Consider the following 16922-nt stretch of genomic DNA (forward strand, 5'->3'; position numbering starts at 1 on the left):
CGTACGTTGATGATCCTCAATAATCACTATGTGCTTTTAATTTTTTGTATTATTTAATATATTTGGTAAATCGTTTACATTTTTGATGATTACGTCTGCATTATTTGATTTTAGTAGTCTTTTCTTATCATTTGATCCTTTGTTGTTTTCACCATCATCATCCCCATATACTCCACAAAAAAATATTCTATCCTCTCCTGTTTGTTTCCTAAAATTTTCTACCATTAAGAGATCTGCAATGGAGTCTCCTACATACAATGCACTAGTTAATTTCAATTTATCAAATACTTTGCGTAGGGAAAATGCATTCGGTTTGGAAAATTCTCTATTTTCATCCTCCAAAAACACACAAGCATTTTCATTAAAATAATTTATGATACTGTTAAGAGTGAAATAAGACGCAATCTTGCTCCGTCCGGATATCAATCCCAAATTTCCTTTAAATTTCTCTGAAAGAAGACGTATTGTACTCTCTTTAATTATTAGAATATCCTTGCTTATGAGTGGCTCGTCAAAATAATATATCGGCTCCTTATTGAACCGTTCTTTATATAAAATTGGACCATAAAAGATCTCATTAAAAAGAGTGGAAATCGTATCGTCATCACTGGGATACCTTAATTCTTTTGTTATGGATGTTATATTTCCGATCTTCCCGAGTTCTTTTTCTACCGAGTCTTTGCCCTTGTCATCTAATTTCTCTAATATATTATGAAAAACTTGAATGGTCTTGTCTGTATTCATTTTATTTATAAAGATACAATATAAAATTATTAGGACTATTGAATAAGCGGTATCGATATCATTATTAAATCCACCCGTATTTCGAAGTTTTGAAATAATATCCTGAAATGGAAAGTTATCTACATTTGTATTAAAACTCTTAATTAGAATAAACTGAACTGTTTTTATTATTGCTTGATCATATGATTTCTTTACGTCAACTAATACACCATCTATATCAAAAATAATCGCTTCACAATCTGAAAAATTGATTTTCTTATTAGTCAACTTTATAGAAAAGATGATCAGTAATCAATAATTAATACCCTGGTATAATCTTGCGTATGTATAATTAAATCGACTATAGTATATTAATATAGAATAATCAACAATACAAGTTATATAATACATTCTTCTATATTATTGTGTGAAATATCGGAATAGGACCGAAATAATTTCTAATATCCTAAATGCCGCCAATGGAGGCATTTCAAAAACTAAAATAATGTACAAGGCCTTTCTATCATATGCTCAGATAAAGGAATACTTGCCTATATTATTGGAAAATAACTTGTTGGCTCTTGGCACCGACGGCAAATACAGGACTACTGAAAAGGGTATTAGGTTCCTAAAGATGAATGAGGAGATTCAAGAATTAATCGAATCAAAATCACTTCAGGATGATTTTACCTAATTATAATATCCCGATATGAATAATTTTATTAAAATAATGGTTTTATCTTAAAAAATTAGGGCTTTGGCTTACCAAATAATCCTATTTTTAGCTTAAATATAAAAACCAATATATTGTTATGGTAAGAAATAAAGATGGATTTAGGTAATGCTAGTTGTTAAAATTTTTCATCTAGGAATCTTATTTACTGTTTTTATCTTTACTATTCATATTAGTTCCGTTTATGCTACAGTTGATGCCAAAAACAACAATAGTTCTTCAACCGGTAATAACACTTCACCTGTAAAACCTGATAATTACGCTATTAAAGTGGGGGAAGGAAATCATACTGTATCTTATACAAAGTATTTTCCTGATTATGTGGAAATAGCTGCCGGGGATAGTATAACGTGGTATAATGGAGTCGATGTTCCATTACCTCATACTGTTACCTTTATAAATGATTTAGGTAATACCGAAAAGATCGGGCTTCCATTCTACGTTTCTAATAACACACAATTTACTCCCGTATTAAATAATCTGGGAGAACCATTAGAAGAAACGACCGGAAATGGAACACGGATTGTAATGATGTTAAATGCAAGAGCTTTAACTCCTACTGTAATTACAGCAGATAATAAAGTAATGGAACTAAAAAAAGACTCTATATATACTCTTAACGGAACTGAAAAATTCGTTAACTCTGGACCGTTGCTATCTTTGGATAAAAAACAGACCTTTGATTACTCTTTTAGCAACTCCTTTACTGTTGTTTTTAATAAACCCGGATTTTATGAATATACATGTCTATTTCATCCTTGGATGATTGGAAAGTTATTGGTGAAACCCTAAGGAGCTATATATACTACCTTCTTAAAATTTACTTTTTATGATCTAACTATATATTTTCTAACCTTTTTCATACTTGTATAATTGACAAGAAATATTGATCTCGATTCTCATGATAGCTCTGATAAAAACTATAGTAGAAATTCTCAAAAAATTTTAAACAAATTTAATGTTAGCTTAGGTTATGAAGTGAAAATAGTTACTAAAAAAGCAGAATTTTTTGGCATTATCTTACCCAGATATGAAACATTTAGTGATAAATATATCGTTTTAAAATTGAAAAGCGGTTACAATATTGGAATTGAAATAGAAAATATTATAGAAATTATTAGTAAAAATGTTGATCAATTATCAAAAAAACCTATAGCAAAATCAGATCCACGTGATAATGCCACTGCTAACGATGATAATAACAGCCGCAATTTATTCGATAAACGCAATGGTTCTAAATTATTACCAAAAATATTGCTAATTAGCACTGGTGGCACTATTGCAAGTAAAATTGATTATAGAACAGGTGGAGTAACTTCACTTTTGAGTGCATCCGAATTATATTCTGCTTTTCCAGAACTTTCTGACTACGGATACATTTATCCTGAATTCTTATTCAATGAATATAGTGAAAACATGAATCCCAATCATTGGTCTGCTCTAGCGGATAGAATTTCATTTGCTATCCGCAACGAACACTATGATGGAATTATTGTATCTCACGGTACGGATACAATGCATTATACTTCCTCTGCACTAAGTTTCGCTCTCCAAAATGTCCCAATTCCTGTAGTTTTGGTTGGTTCTCAGAGATCATCCGATAGACCTTCTTCAGACGCATTTAGCAATCTAGTTGGTGCAATAAGATTTATCAAGGATACAAAACATTCAGGTATTTTTGTTTGTATGCACCATAATACTTCAGATGAAGTAATTGCATGTCATCTTGGGACACGAGTGAGAAAAAACCATACCAGCAAACGTGATGCATTTAAATCTCTTGATGCTATGCCTTTTGCATTAATTGAGAATTCGGACATAACATACAATAAATTACTACACAACGGGATGGAACGTGCGAATATTTCAAAAAATTTTACTTCAAAGACGGCTTTCAGTGATAAAGTGTTTTTATTGAAATTCTATCCTGGATTTAGTTCTTCATTTCTTGAGAACTTTTTACAGATGGATTATAAAGTCATTATATTGGAGGGTACTGGGCTTGGACATGTGAGTAAAGACTGCTTTCCTATTTTAGAAAAACTAATAGAGGCAGGTATTTTTGTTTTTATGACTTCACAATGTATATTTGGTACGGTACGGATGACCGTTTATGATACCGGCAGAGACCTTTTGGCTTTGGGTGTTATCCCTCTTTCAAATATGAGTTCAGAAACTGCTGTCGTTAAAGCAATGTGGGCATTAGGTAATAATACGGGTGCTGAGGATTTTGTTAGGATCATGAAAACTGATTGTTCTAGTGAAATTTCTAATATGTTGCCACTAGTTTAAGATTTAAAGAGGACAAGTTTGATGAATCTAGATATCGACAAATTACACGTAAAGGTTGGCTTTGAAATACATCAACAACTAAGTACATCGTCTAAACTCTTTTGTAGTTGCAAAGGTGATGGATCCAACGACGAGGGTTATGATTTCAACTTTATTCGTATTTTGAGACCTACAAAAAGTGAATTGGGTGATTTTGACAAAGCTGCATTATTTGAACACTCCAAAATGAATTCAATCAAGTATTATTCTAAAGTAGGATACAGCTGTTTAGTAGAAGCTGACGAGGAGCCCCCGCATGAAGTAAGCAAAGATGCACTTGAAACAGCATTGTTGTTTTCACTTGCTCTAAGTTCAAATATTGTTGATGAAATTCATGTCATGAGGAAATTAGTGATAGATGGCTCTAATGTTAGTGGATTTCAAAGAACTATGTTGATATCAACTGGAGGTTACTTAGAAGTCGATAATTTTAACAAGGTAGGTGTCCAGGGTATATGTTTAGAAGAGGATGCAGCAAAATTAATTTCTACCAATCCTCTATTAAAGGAATATGGACTCGACAGGCTTGGGATCCCGTTAGTCGAAATCGCACTTGATCCTATATCTGGGACTCCTGCAGAAATTGTAAACGTCGCATTAACTCTAGGTCGATTACTTCGAAGTAGTAAAAGAGTCACTCGAGGAATTGGGAGCATAAGGCAGGATGTGAATATATCTGTCAATGGTGGTCAGGTAGTCGAAGTCAAGGGAGTACAGCAATTATCACAACTTATCAAAGTTTTAGACTACGAAACAAAAAGACAGTACGGATTAATCAAAATTGCGGAAGAATTTAAAAATAGAGATATCGATGATTCCTTTATTGGCGACAGAATTGAAGACATAACATCCTTGTTCTCAAATTCATCATCTAAGGTGATAAAAAAAATATTAAAAGATCCAGACCCGGTCATTAATTGTATCCGTTTAAGGGGTCTAAGAGGATTGATTGGCTATGAACCTATAGAAGACATAAGACTCGGTAAAGAGTTGGGAGAGTTTGTTAGATTTTTTGGTTTGGGTGGTGTCTTTCATTCCGATGAGTTACCCAATTATGGAATCACTATCAATGAGATAGATAACCTTAAGAAATCTGTTGATATTTCCTCTGACGATGCATTTGTACTAATAGGTGGTAACAGGGAAAAAATAAGCAATCTTCTTGAACCATTAATTAAAAGGATAATCCAATTTAAATATGGTGTCATTGCTGAAACTCGTTCAGTTACTCTAGACGGAACTACTATTTTTTCACGACCCCGACCAGGTTCATCCAGAATGTATCCTGAAACGGATATAATGCCAATTCCTGTTGATAGTAACTTACTTGATAGTTTGAAAGATAAAATACCTTTGCCGTGGAATGAACTAATCAAAGGAATTATGAAAAAGTATGGATTGAATATGAAATTATCTGAACAAATCTTTGATTCTGATTATTATAATTTATTTGAAAAACTCTTGATAACCAATCCCACTATTTCGCCCACCTTTGTTGCATCAAAACTTACTGAAGATATTGTTAGTCTCTCCAGAAATAATCTTGATAAGGACCTCTTAACAGATGAAATGATTCTAGACATTTTCAATAGGCTTGATAAGGGATTTATTGCAAAAGAGTCTATAATATTAATTTTTGAAAAATTAATGAAAAAGGATTACATCTCGGTAGAGGAAGCAATAAATTCTCTCAACCTAACTAAATTGGATGATGCAGACTTATTTTCTACATTGGATAAATTATTTGATGATAATTTGAGCGTTATAAGAGAAAAGGGGCCCAATTCCATGGGTGTGTTGATGGGGAAAAGTATGGCGGTTCTGCGAGGTAAGGTAGACGGTAGCAAGATTAATGACTATTTGAAGCATAAGTTAGAAACATTTCTTAACGAAGGATCTTCATCTCCTTCATCTTCTTAGCATGACTCGCGTACCTAAATCAATCAAGAATCACTATGTTGATTCCTTTCTCATAAATTCCGAGAACTTGAAGTCATTCCTCTCGTCTCACGAGATTTCAAACACAGAACTGGAGGATGTGTCATTTACAATTTCCAAACTATATAATCAAAAGATGGAGGCTATTTTAGAATCGTGTGGCAATGATTGGGCTAGGCTAGATTCTGCTTCTTCTCCTTTAATTTTATTCGTTCAATGCATTGATGAATTACTCAGTGAAGATCACTCGAATATTTCATCACGATGTAGGTTTATTCTAAATTCATTCTCAAAAACGTTAGAATCTTGGATGATTTGGTAGTTTATGATTTGTTGTGTTGTATTGATTTAATGTATTTACTCTTGTATTTCTGACTGAATAAATTTATATAATTTTATTGCTGATTCTAAAAAAAATATTTAGTGTGCGTGAGGTGGTGGTGCACTACCTTTTGATAATTCTTCGTTAAATGTTCCTGATGCTTTTTCGTGGAATTCCAATGCGGCTTGATCTACCTTAATTGCTTGAGGTGGACATACCGACACACATGCCATACACCAAATGCAATCGTGTTCTCTGATTGGATCTGCTTTATCTGTGTAGTCTTTTCTTTCTTCTTTAACTGAAGAACCAGTGCCTTCAAATACTTCATTTACTGCCTCTTTAGCTGATACGTCATGTTCAGTTCTGTACCATTGAAAAACTTGTACAGGACATGCTTCAATACATGCTCCATCCGCTACACACGAGTCCCAGTCGACTGCTACCATAGTTCCACTTACACCTAAAGGCCCTATCTCTTCTCCTTTTGCTTGAAATGCTTCTTTAACTTCTGGATTTTCTGCTGCCTCTTTTAGTGAACCTGGACCCCATAAATAGTGAAAATGTTCATCGTCTGACGTTTTTATCTTTCCAATTACTTGATGATTTGCTGGAAAATCTGGATCGATTGGCATATTTTTTTGCAGTGATATCTGATCCTTCTATAATATATAAATCATGTGTAGTAATATCTATTAGAAGCTAGATATTTCGAGAAATTTTGCATAAATCTTTGATCCGATTTATTCTTTCTTATTCACCAATTGAATATATTGGTACGCAGAGGTTTCATTATCAAAAGCATAATGTACCTTTTGAAAATTCTTTTTAAACTCTGTTACATTTTGCAAAACTTTAGGAATATCTTGCTTGTCTATTACAACTTTCTTAATAAAGGTTGCTATTTCTTGCATTTCGTCTTCCTTCATTCCTAGTCTGGTTACTTCGGGAACTCCTATTCTAACGCCACTGGGATGAAAATAATTTCTTCCCTCTTTTATGTCTCCAGGAAGCAATTGTCTGTTTAAGATTATATTACATTTTTCCAGATCCTTTTCTATAGTTCCGCCATCACCATAGTTTGAGACATCGACAGCAAGCTGATGTGATTCGGTATAACCTCGCTTTTCCCCTAAAACATTGAATCCATGATTTGCAAGGGAGTAGGCAAGCATTTTTGCATTCTTGATGACTTGTTTAGCATATTCTTCTCCAAATTCTAGTGATTCAGCTAATGCTACTGCTTTGCCCGCAACATGATGTAAGTGATGACTACTTGTATTTCCAGGAAAAATAGCCTTCTTTATAGGATCCGAATACTTTTCAACCGATACTATGATGCCCCCTTGGGGTCCCCATAGTGTCTTGTGCGAACTCATAGTCATTGAATCAACGCCTTCTCGTAAAGGGTCTTGAAATTGTCCCCCCGCGATTAGACCTGCTACGTGGGCTCCATCGTAATTTATATACACATTACGTTCATGCAAGAATTCTGATAATTCCTTCACAGGATGGGGGAACAAAAAAAGACTCCCACCAAACATCGCTATTTTCGGTCCTTTTCCTTCGGAAATCATTGTATCTATTTTTTTCTTGGTCAGCTCAACATCGATGGTCATGTTTTCTTTTGAAAATGGAAAGTGTTCTATTGTTAATCCATGAACCAAGCCAGCCGTTCCTGAGTGTTCCTTTTTTCCATGTGAAATATGTCCACCAGTGGGAATCGACGATGCTATCATAGTGTCTCCAGGATTTGAAAATGCAGAATATATTGCCAAATTTGCGACAACCCCAGATGTTGCTCTACAATCTGCAAATTCAGCTTTAAATACCGATCTTGCTAAATCATTGCAAATATTTTCAACTTTGTCTATAAAAGTGCAGCCTGCATATACCCTTTCTCCAGGCCACCCCTCAGCATATCTATTTCCAAAATCAGACGCTACAGCTTCCCTGACTGCTGGACTGGGGATGTTTTCACTTGCTATGAGGGGAATGGAGTTATTGAACCAGTCGTGATGTTCTTTAATTAATTTTAGAATGTTATCCTGAATTTCTTTTGCATTCAATATCATTTTTTGCAATAATTACTTATATAAAATATCGTAATCTGGCAAAATAGTACTATTTTAGTGATGATTTTTTGGTCATTTATAACAATAATTTTATACTACATGTATTTTATCTACTCATGCAGAAGGTTAAACAGATGGAAGGATATTGTGTTAAATGCAAAGCAAAAAGAGAAATGAAAGATGAAAAAGAGGTAACCATGAAAAATGGAAGACCTGCTACTCAAGGTATATGTACAGTGTGTAATACGAAAATGTTCAAGATAGGAGGAAGTAAAAAATCAAAATAAATAAAAAAAATTTCAATAATCTAGTAGTCGATTCACATCGATATTTCCTATATTTACCTTTTTGATATGATTTGTTGATATTGTTTGTTATCCATAAATTGATTGATTTCAACTTGTTTGAGAATAGATTGTCAATTTGTTTTAAATTGGAATTAAATGCAGTTGAAAACAAAATTCTTTGGTAATTAGCTGTTTTTCATTGGTATTTCTCAAAAATCTACTTAATATTTTTATAGGTGACATTATTTTATGATATTACAGTAATGATGACAACCTTCTAGCTCTGAACTGTTGTATTTTAATTAATGGCTATTTATATAGGAATTTATGGATGGATTGGACAGGGAATTTGAAAGACCCGATTGGGACGTTTACTTTATGATACAAGCTTTTTTGGCAAAGCTACGATCCAACTGTCTCACCAGGCAAATCGGAGCTGTAATAGTTAAAGATAATAGACAAATATCAACTGGTTACAACGGTACTCCATCTGGATTTCAAAATTGCTTTGAAGGTGGATGCAGAAGATGTACAGATAGGATTAAAGGTATTGTTAAATCGGGTGAATCTTTAGAGAGATGTATTTGCGTTCATGCTGAGGCCAACGCAATAATGCAATGTGTTATGTTTGGAAATGCTGGCAGTACCAAAAATGCTACTTTATACTCTACTCTTGCTCCATGCATAGAATGTAGTAAGATGGCGATTACGGTAGGGATCAATAGAGTGGTTATTTTGTCTAAATATGACGAGGACGGAACCGAGATCCTAAGGCATGGAAATGTACAAATACTGGAAATGAACCCAGCTAAATTGCAACTTTGGATCTCAAAGCTATTTGGATGATGCTCCTCAAGAGTACAATTTCTGTCTAGTTGATCTTATCTATCCTGAGTATCTAAATAATTAACTACAAAGTTTACTAACTAAAATAAAACAAAAAACTAAAAACAAAAAAAAGATTATGGAACTGATCTGCTGTAGAGTTTTCCTTCTAATGCTAGTTTGTACATTTCTGCTACATAGGGGTTCCTTGCAGGAGTTTCGGCGCCAAGTTCCACCAAACGTGCGTATACTCTAACTACATAGGCCAAAGCACCCATGAAAGCTACTACTACACCCATGTTAAACATCCAGTGGTTAGGTACTGAAAATATTTCTTCAACAAACCAAAAGTGCCACATTTCATTGATACCAATGGTGAACATGGTAGCTAAATAACCGATAATGGTTATCTTTAGACCCGTATTCATTGAATTGTTTGGCCCTCTTAAAGCTGGTACTCTCCTGTCATACATTGCAACAAATCCCCAACCTAGTGGGAGTGCAATAAAGTGACTGTATAACCACCAATGAGCTGGTGTAAATGCACTGTCTCTGATGGCTGTTTGATGCAATGATCCGTCAACAAAGTTGTCTACTTCTACTGATGCAGCAATAGACCCTAGCATAATGACCATTAAATAGATCTTTTTTAGCCTCTGGATTTCTACTTCCTTTGGAATTAATGCAGGCATTTGTGCCATTTTACTATCATTATGTCTTCGTCGATTAAATATATAAGATGTGAACTAAAATATTTATAAATAATACTAGATATTGATGTAATATTGTATAATTATTAGACTATTAGTTAATTAATTAACTAAAATTCTTTTGTTTTATCATAATTGCCAAGCTTATCTTCAATGATTATCATTGGTGATAAAATAATCTAAACTATAAATAATTAATGGCTTTAAAAATACTTGGTGAGACCATTCATCTTCTTTGATCTTGGGCAAACTCTCATTGATGAATGGAGCTACGTTACTTATTTTGATAAACTATTATTCCAGACACTTAATGACTATGGGGCTAGGATAGATCAAAGAAACTATTATGCGTTGAGAAATGATTTAGTTCGAAACAGAAAATTTGGTTCATCAGGATTTCTTGAAATTATTTCTCTAATGGTACGTCTTATTCTTCCTAGGGGGTATGATTCTGTAATTTTCGATGATTTGAAGACAGATTTATTAGAAAATAAAAGAAAACTAGTCAAACTATTTAGTCAGGCTAACTACCTCATCCCATTATTATCCAAGAAATATTCATTAGGTATTATCAGCAACAATTCATCCGGCTCAGCCAATTTGTTGGTTCTAAATGGTCTAGATAAACATTTTAAAATAGTGTGTTTGGCAGAAGACATTGGATCTAGAAAGCCCAATCATGAAATATTTCATAAGGCGTTACTTGATTCTAATTCAAGTATCGACAATTGCATCATGGTTGGAGATAGATTGGATATCGATATTTTACCTGCCAATGAGCTGGGAATGAAGACCATAAGAACTTTGGACTCTTTATACAAAATTCAAGAGCCTGTAAACAAAAAGGAGACACCACTTTTCACTATATCTTCTCTATCTGAATTACCAAAAGTTTTGTCCCGTATTTCTTCTTAGTTTCTTTGTATTTCTTTGGATATTTTTCTCCATTGTTCATCTAAATCACTCCCCTGAGTATCTCGTTTACTAAAAAGAGAATGAATTGAAATCTTTTCATTTGATTCTGCAATTGGAATAATATGAATATGGAAATGAGGAATTTCTTGTCCGGCATCTCTTCCATTATGTATACCTATTAGTGAAGAACTACAGTTCATTGATTTTTCTATTTTTTCGGTCAATAAATGTAATGCATCAAAAATGTCCCTGTTTTCTATCAAGCTCAAATCTTGAATTTTGGGTTTATGTGATTTGGAAATAATAAGTGAATGTCCATCCTTGAGGGGAAATGCGTCTAAAATTGCTATTGAATGTTCAGTTTCATATATCTTTCTAGCTTTAATATTTCCATTAACTATTTCACAAAACACGCACTTGTTTATCGAATTCATAGTAATATTTTGTGCAACTGTTCAATAAATGATTATTATTCCTATATCACTCTAATTAATCAAGATTAATAAAATTGGATGAAAAAAAGTAACCTATGGGAAAAACTATAGTTCATGAAAGACCATTGACTACAATTGTGATGAATGAAAATATTGCAAAAGTACTAAGCGATCCCCACAGACTAAAGATTTTAGATTTTCTTTATCATAAGAATCTCTCGACCAAGGATTTATTTGATTTATTAAAAAAAGCAAAATTTAACATCGCCATGACTACTCTGAGACATCACATAACCATATTGAAAAAAAATGATTTGATAAGTGTTTATAAAACAGAAGAGGTTAAGGGAACCTTAGTAAAATATTATAAAGCTAATGTAAAGATGCTGGCTTATGAAAACTATCCATTTGTTTCGATCGTGAGAGATAACAGGGAAATTATTGATATGCTATATCCAAAATTCTATAAAGCCATCAAGAAAATCATGATAACTGAAAAAAATTTAATGGCTGCCATTTCATCCGAATCAAAATCAAGATGCCGAATTTGTAAGACTTTTCATTATGCCGAATTTTTGATTTTCATGATTCTGAATATGATCATAACGAAAGTTTTACGAAAGTTATTGAAAACTAGGACTAGGACCAATGTTCAGATGTAATTGATTTTTATTCACAAAAAATGGTATGTGTACTTTTGATGTTCTTAGCATCAGTTCATCCTGATATATTTTATTATTACATCTTTAATCCAAGTAAAAAAAACATGGTTGAAATAATTTACAATGTATATCTAGAATGGGGCTAAATATGACTTTATTATTGTGATTGTCTACCAAAATACAAATAATTAACTGATTCTAGTTGTTAACCCTTTTTGAATATTAACTATAAGAAAATGAGTTCAATCTGTTGCAGCAGCCGCAGCAGCATCAAATCAGTTCCTGAACACTAATAGATATATTTTAAAATACCGACAAGCTCATATTTTATTTGTGTCATCTTTGCCTGTACCTTTGCCTTTGCTTCAAGTCAAAAATATAAACAAAACTTTTCCAATTCATAGGAATATTTTCCACCTTTTATCTTCATCAAATCCAGCCAGAAAGGCAATTGATAATGTATCTTTTGATTTGGGACAGGGGGAAGTATTGGTTATAGCCGGCGAATCCGGTTCTGGAAAAACTACACTTGCTAAACTTATAATGGGTGCTTTAATCCCTGACGATGGTACTATATCCTTTGAAGGGAATTACATACACTCTCTAAAAAAAAGGAAGGCACTTTATTCGATGATCCAGATGATCCATCAGGATCCATATAGTTCCCTAAATCCCAACATCAAAATAAAAGACATAGTCATGGAGCCGCTAAAAATTCATGAGAACAATTTGAGTCGCAACGAAAAAGATGAGAAAGTGCGTCTTGCGCTACGTAGAACAAGACTTGAACCAGTTGAAGAAATTTTAGAGAAATATCCAACCATGCTTTCAGGTGGTCAAAGGCAACGTGTTTCAATTGCAAGATCTATTGTAAAAATCCCAAAATTAATAATAGCAGATGAACCTGTTTCGATGTTAGACATTTCTGTTAGAGCTGAAATCTTATCATTATTAAATGAGCTAAGGAAGACTCTGAATATTTCCATTATCTATATCACACATGATTTGGCAACCTCACGATTTATCGGTGATAAGATTGGGATTATGTTTGCTGGAAGCATCATCGAATATGGGGAAATTGATGAAGTATTACATAATCCGCTTCATCCGTATACTTGGATGTTGCTGGATGCGGTTACTTTTTCAACCAATGAATCTAAATTCTATAAGAGCTTCGATGGAATAAATTTATCTGAATTACCGTTAAAAGGATGTAAATTTTATAATAGGTGTAAGTTATCTTTTACGGATTGTACTAATGATTTAGAACAATTTGATATTAGTAAGCGACACTCTGTTTCTTGTTTTTATTATAGAAACCAGAACATAAATCGTAATCGTAATATCGATTAGGATTCAATTTATTCTTCGTTTAATTAATTTATGTGTCATTCTACTTCTAATTTGACTTTGCTTGGATGATTGTACTTTACCACTTGAGATATTCCATTCTTTGGATAAACCCCAAATATTAAATCTGATTTTGCTACTGTGGAATCTTTGAGTGTTACCATTATAATTTGATTATTGACAGATCTAAGCAGTAGTATTTTTGATAGCCTTTCAGTGTTTTGAGCATCAAGATGGGCGTCTACCTCGTCCATTAAATAAAATGGAGACGGTTTTAGCGATTGTAATGCCAGGAGGAATACTATTGCAGCCATTGTTTTTTCACCTCCGGACAAGGATGTGGATTCCCTAGCAGGTTTATTAGGAAACTGTACCATTAATAAGATCCCGCCAGAAAAAATGTTATCAGGATCCTCCAATTCCAAATAGGCATTACCTCCAGTAATATCGGAGAATGTTCTTCTAATATCATCATCAACCTTCTTAAAAGCATCAGTAAATAGATTTTCTTTTTCTTTACCTATTTCTTCAATGAAATTCACAATTGAATTTCTTTCTTCTTCAAGATGGTTTCTTTTATCTGATAAACCTCTGTATCCTTCTATTATTTCTAAATAAGTTTCATCTGCTCTAAAATTTACTTTATCTCTTACATTTTCGTACTCTTCTTTTAGTTCGCGATATAAGTTATCTACATCAAAACTCTCCAATAAGGTTTTGTGACCTAATCTCGCAAGATCGTTAGTTTGATTCATTTTTTGATACTCCAGATCCAGAATATCTTTTCTCAAAAATCCAATATCTTTTTCTAATTGATTTGATTCTTTGTCAAGCTTTTTTTCGAGTTCGGTTAACTTCTTGATCTCAGTTTCATACTCTTGTAATCTTGAGTAAGTGGTACTCGTTGCTTGAATTATTTCATCTTCCTTTTCCCTCAGAGTTCTTAATTCTGATTCTACATCTTTGCCATCTGATAAGGCTTTTTCTAGAATCCTATTTCTCTCGATCTTATCTATCTTGATTTGATCCTCTTCTTGTATGGATTTATTATGTGCTCGAGTAGTATTTTCTATATTATTCTTTACCATCGAATGTGTTAATTTCAATTGATTTAGTCGGGTGTTTATGATATCTAGTTCACCAACAATTTTGCGTTCATCTCCTTCAATTTTCATTATCCTTTGCATGTCAATTCTTTCATCCGTATTTTTCATTTCATTATTCATTCTGATATTGGTATTAGTAATAATTTTGAACCTCCTTTTAGAGTAGTTAAAATTGCTAAAAAGATCGTCCAAATGTGTACTATGTTCCTTGTTTATAGCATATAGTATATTCATATTTTTAATATTTGCAGATAAAAGATTTTCTAACTCATCAATGTTTTTTACGATATTGGACTTTTCTAGAGCAAATGTATCCAGTTTTTCTCTCAAAGATGTCCTCTCCTTATTTATCATATCAAGTTCCGTAATTCTTATCCTTGTCAATTCTTGTAATTTTTCTATATTGGTTCTTAAATTTTCAATAGAGTCAGAAAGAAGTAAATCCTTGGTAACATCTGCAATTTTAGATCCATAATCAAATTGCATTAACGACAAGTTAGGAAAAAAAATTTCTCCACTCGTTGATACAGCTTTGAAACCATTATTGGATAATAAATATGCTGTCAACGGATTCTTCGTAAGAATCGTGTTTCCAAATAAAAATTCAGGTAAGTGTTTTACTTTGCTTGAGACAAAATCTGAGAGAACTCCCAAAATAGATGGATTGTCTTCAATGTCTTTTATCTTTTCCCCACTAAGTAATTCTAATGGAATTATCTTAAGAAAATGTATACCCTTATTTTTTGAGAATTCTGCAAGTGTAATCATACTTTTGATGTCTTTTACAATTACCGCTTTCATCCATTCATTTCCGGATGCTACTACAGCTTTTTGATATTTCTCATTCCATGTTATTAAATTAAATACGTATCCTATTACATCTAAATTCTTAAAGTCTTTTAATAAGGTCGCAATTGAATAGTCCTCAGTTAAACTATTCTTTGCAAGGTTTATTTTCTCTTCATATTTGACGATCACTTTTTCTGCATTTTCTATTACTCTTTTTGAGATATTAGTTTCGGTAGTGTCCTTGAAAAATTTATTATCAATTGTTTCTTTCTCGGCTTCCATCTTACTTATTTCAGTATCGATCTCATTAATCTTTGATCTTGAACTGATAATAACACTTTGAATTTCCTGATTCTTTGCAAGGAACTTGTGGATTTGTGAGTCATTTTCTTTTATCTTTTCGGAATAATTTTTGATATTTTCTTCAAATCTGGCTATGGCTATTTCAATTTTTCCTTTTATGGGAATTAATTTATTTATTCTATCTGTCAAGAAATTCTTGTACGTTATCTCGCCTGAATTTATCTTGTTAATTTCATCTATTTCTTTTGTTATCTCAGATTTCTTGTTTCTCAACTCATTTTGGTTTTCCTCATCTATCTTGATCTTTGATTCAATATCTATTAATTGATTGTTTAATTCAATCTCTTTTTCTCTAAAAGTTTTTTGCTCGATCTCGTTGGTTTTCTCCTTTTGATGTAATTGGTCAAAATAGTGTTCTGCCTCTTTTATTGTAGCTCTATTTCTTTCGTATTCATAAGCTACCGTTGATAGTCTTTTCTCATTTTTTGTTCTCTCACTGCTTGCAGAATTGGCCTGAACCAAAAATAGCTTTTTCTCTTGGCTGATGTTTTCGATTTGAGTGGTTATATCTTCTAGTTTTTTTGAAACCTCTTGACTTTTAATTTCCTTAGTTTTTTGCTCTTCATTGAATTCTGATATTTTTCTAGTTAGATTGTTTATACTTCCGGACAGTTTTATGGCTTTTAGCCGGTTAATTTCTGATTCTATTTGCATATATCTATGTTGATCATTTCTCTCTTCTTCTAACTCATCAATCCTGTTCCTTACTTCGTCCATTTTAGCCAATGCTATTTCAAGCCTTCTGTCTGATTCCTCTAGCTGTTTATAGGCCTGATCTTTTTTTTCATCAAAATAAGAGAGTCCTACTATATCTTCAATTATTTTTCTCCTTTCTTCTGAATTCAGTTCTGATATTCTAGTAATCATCCCCTGCTGGACTATATTCAATTTATTAGGAGATGCGACCACTATCTCCAATAGTTCCAAGATGTTATTTCTCGATACTCTCTTTTTATTCAAATAGTATTGACTTTCTCCAGTGTTGGCTCCGGACATTTCTCTTGTTATGGTAACAAGATTGTCATCAATGGGAATTCCTCTATCTTCATTATCAAAAGTTACACTGACCTTAACTATTTTATGAGCATTATTTGAACTACTATCATGAAAAAGTGAGTGAAATTTGTCTACACGAAGTGCTTTTGGACTGTTCTCACCTAAAGCGAATATTATTGCATCAAGAATATTGCTTTTGCCAGATCCATTTGGTCCAGTTACAGCTATTAGACCTTTTTGAAAATTTAGTGAAATGTTCTTTGATCCAAACGATTTAAATCCAAAAACATCTAATTTCTTGATGTAGACCAAAATTATATTATATTTGGATGTTTTCTTTCTTTATTAATTCTTTTTTTTATA

General features: G+C 32.8%; 15 protein-coding genes. 9 read left to right on the plus strand and 6 right to left on the minus strand.

The annotated features are described in order from the left end of the window. Positions 1 to 36 precede the first annotated feature (36 nt). Complete coding sequence (locus NMY3_RS03505) at positions 37 to 1011, minus strand: HAD-IA family hydrolase (RefSeq protein ID WP_196817558.1); 975 nt, start codon at positions 1009 to 1011, stop codon at positions 37 to 39. 139 nt (positions 1012 to 1150) lie between these two features. Between NMY3_RS03505 and NMY3_RS03510 the strand changes: the two genes are divergently transcribed. The 4 genes from NMY3_RS03510 to gatE all read left to right on the plus strand — a co-directional run bounded on the left by NMY3_RS03510 (position 1151) and on the right by gatE (position 5707). Continuing rightward, positions 1151 to 1417 (plus strand): winged helix-turn-helix domain-containing protein, encoded by a 267-nt coding sequence (locus tag NMY3_RS03510; RefSeq protein ID WP_144734365.1) that lies wholly within the window; start codon positions 1151 to 1153, stop codon positions 1415 to 1417. 147 nt (positions 1418 to 1564) lie between these two features. Then, positions 1565 to 2248 carry a hypothetical protein gene (locus NMY3_RS03515; RefSeq protein WP_196817559.1) on the plus strand — a complete coding sequence of 228 codons (684 nt, stop codon included), beginning with the start codon at positions 1565 to 1567 and terminating at the stop codon, positions 2246 to 2248. 81 nt (positions 2249 to 2329) lie between these two features. Continuing rightward, positions 2330 to 3748, plus strand: coding sequence for a Glu-tRNA(Gln) amidotransferase subunit GatD (gene gatD / locus NMY3_RS03520; protein WP_257720003.1), 1419 nt, complete (start codon positions 2330 to 2332; stop codon positions 3746 to 3748). Positions 3749 to 3769: 21 nt separating this feature from the next. Further along, complete coding sequence (gene gatE, locus NMY3_RS03525; RefSeq protein WP_196817561.1) at positions 3770 to 5707, plus strand: Glu-tRNA(Gln) amidotransferase subunit GatE; 1938 nt, start codon at positions 3770 to 3772, stop codon at positions 5705 to 5707. Between the two features lie 438 nt (positions 5708 to 6145). On the opposite strand, the gene NMY3_RS03530 is transcribed toward gatE, so the two are convergent. Further along, complete coding sequence (locus NMY3_RS03530; protein WP_196817562.1) at positions 6146 to 6682, minus strand: 4Fe-4S dicluster domain-containing protein; 537 nt, start codon at positions 6680 to 6682, stop codon at positions 6146 to 6148. 108 nt (positions 6683 to 6790) lie between these two features. Further along, the gene (gene glyA / locus NMY3_RS03535) at positions 6791 to 8122 is read right to left on the minus strand and encodes a serine hydroxymethyltransferase (protein WP_240532637.1); all 1332 of its coding nucleotides are present in this window, start codon (positions 8120 to 8122) and stop codon (positions 6791 to 6793) included. A gap of 134 nt (positions 8123 to 8256) precedes the next feature. Between glyA and NMY3_RS03540 the strand changes: the two genes are divergently transcribed. Continuing rightward, a complete protein-coding gene (locus tag NMY3_RS03540; protein WP_425319421.1) occupies positions 8257 to 8409 on the plus strand; it encodes a DUF5679 domain-containing protein in 153 nt (50 codons plus the stop codon). A 327-nt stretch (positions 8410 to 8736) separates the two neighbouring features. Then, complete coding sequence (locus tag NMY3_RS03545; protein WP_196817564.1) at positions 8737 to 9255, plus strand: deoxycytidylate deaminase; 519 nt, start codon at positions 8737 to 8739, stop codon at positions 9253 to 9255. A 116-nt stretch (positions 9256 to 9371) separates the two neighbouring features. On the opposite strand, the gene NMY3_RS03550 is transcribed toward NMY3_RS03545, so the two are convergent. Continuing rightward, a complete protein-coding gene (locus NMY3_RS03550; RefSeq protein ID WP_196816369.1) occupies positions 9372 to 9935 on the minus strand; it encodes a methane monooxygenase/ammonia monooxygenase subunit C in 564 nt (187 codons plus the stop codon). Positions 9936 to 10160: 225 nt separating this feature from the next. Between NMY3_RS03550 and NMY3_RS03555 the strand changes: the two genes are divergently transcribed. Further along, the gene (locus tag NMY3_RS03555) at positions 10161 to 10859 is read left to right on the plus strand and encodes an HAD family hydrolase (protein WP_196817565.1); all 699 of its coding nucleotides are present in this window, start codon (positions 10161 to 10163) and stop codon (positions 10857 to 10859) included. Here NMY3_RS03555 and NMY3_RS03560 read toward each other — a convergent pair. Next, positions 10856 to 11293, minus strand: a complete 438-nt coding sequence (locus NMY3_RS03560) for an HIT family protein (RefSeq protein ID WP_196817566.1) — start codon at positions 11291 to 11293, stop codon at positions 10856 to 10858. The two genes, NMY3_RS03555 and NMY3_RS03560, sit on opposite strands and share 4 nt — an antisense overlap. Before the next feature lie 95 nt (positions 11294 to 11388). Here NMY3_RS03560 and NMY3_RS03565 point away from each other — a divergent pair, with 95 nt between their 5' ends. Together NMY3_RS03565 and NMY3_RS03570 are read left to right on the plus strand one after the other, a co-directional pair. After that, positions 11389 to 11955 (plus strand): ArsR/SmtB family transcription factor, encoded by a 567-nt coding sequence (locus NMY3_RS03565; RefSeq protein WP_196817567.1) that lies wholly within the window; start codon positions 11389 to 11391, stop codon positions 11953 to 11955. A gap of 354 nt (positions 11956 to 12309) precedes the next feature. Then, positions 12310 to 13308, plus strand: a complete 999-nt coding sequence (locus NMY3_RS03570) for an ABC transporter ATP-binding protein (RefSeq protein ID WP_231100216.1) — start codon at positions 12310 to 12312, stop codon at positions 13306 to 13308. Between the two features lie 35 nt (positions 13309 to 13343). Here NMY3_RS03570 and NMY3_RS03575 read toward each other — a convergent pair whose 3' ends face one another. After that, entirely contained in the window at positions 13344 to 16871 is a 3528-nt protein-coding gene (locus NMY3_RS03575; protein ID WP_196817568.1) for a chromosome segregation SMC family protein, read from the minus strand. Positions 16872 to 16922: the final 51 nt, after the last annotated feature.

The organism is Candidatus Nitrosocosmicus oleophilus (genome assembly GCF_000802205.1).
In the GTDB taxonomy this organism is placed as follows: domain Archaea; phylum Thermoproteota; class Nitrososphaeria; order Nitrososphaerales; family Nitrososphaeraceae; genus Nitrosocosmicus; species Nitrosocosmicus oleophilus.

What these genes read in the sequence shown, in the direction of transcription:
- NMY3_RS03560 (WP_196817566.1), bottom strand. Translation starts at nt 11,293, where the DNA reads ATGAATTCGATAAACAAGTGCGTGTTTTGTGAAATAGTTAATGGAAAT.
- NMY3_RS03530 (WP_196817562.1), bottom strand. Translation starts at nt 6,682, where the DNA reads ATGCCAATCGATCCAGATTTTCCAGCAAATCATCAAGTAATTGGAAAG.
- glyA (WP_240532637.1), bottom strand. Translation starts at nt 8,122, where the DNA reads ATGATATTGAATGCAAAAGAAATTCAGGATAACATTCTAAAATTAATT.
- NMY3_RS03565 (WP_196817567.1), top strand. Translation starts at nt 11,389, where the DNA reads ATGGGAAAAACTATAGTTCATGAAAGACCATTGACTACAATTGTGATG.
- NMY3_RS03515 (WP_196817559.1), top strand. Translation starts at nt 1,565, where the DNA reads ATGCTAGTTGTTAAAATTTTTCATCTAGGAATCTTATTTACTGTTTTT.
- NMY3_RS03545 (WP_196817564.1), top strand. Translation starts at nt 8,737, where the DNA reads ATGGATGGATTGGACAGGGAATTTGAAAGACCCGATTGGGACGTTTAC.
- NMY3_RS03540 (WP_425319421.1), top strand. Translation starts at nt 8,257, where the DNA reads ATGGAAGGATATTGTGTTAAATGCAAAGCAAAAAGAGAAATGAAAGAT.
- gatE (WP_196817561.1), top strand. Translation starts at nt 3,770, where the DNA reads ATGAATCTAGATATCGACAAATTACACGTAAAGGTTGGCTTTGAAATA.
- NMY3_RS03550 (WP_196816369.1), bottom strand. Translation starts at nt 9,935, where the DNA reads ATGGCACAAATGCCTGCATTAATTCCAAAGGAAGTAGAAATCCAGAGG.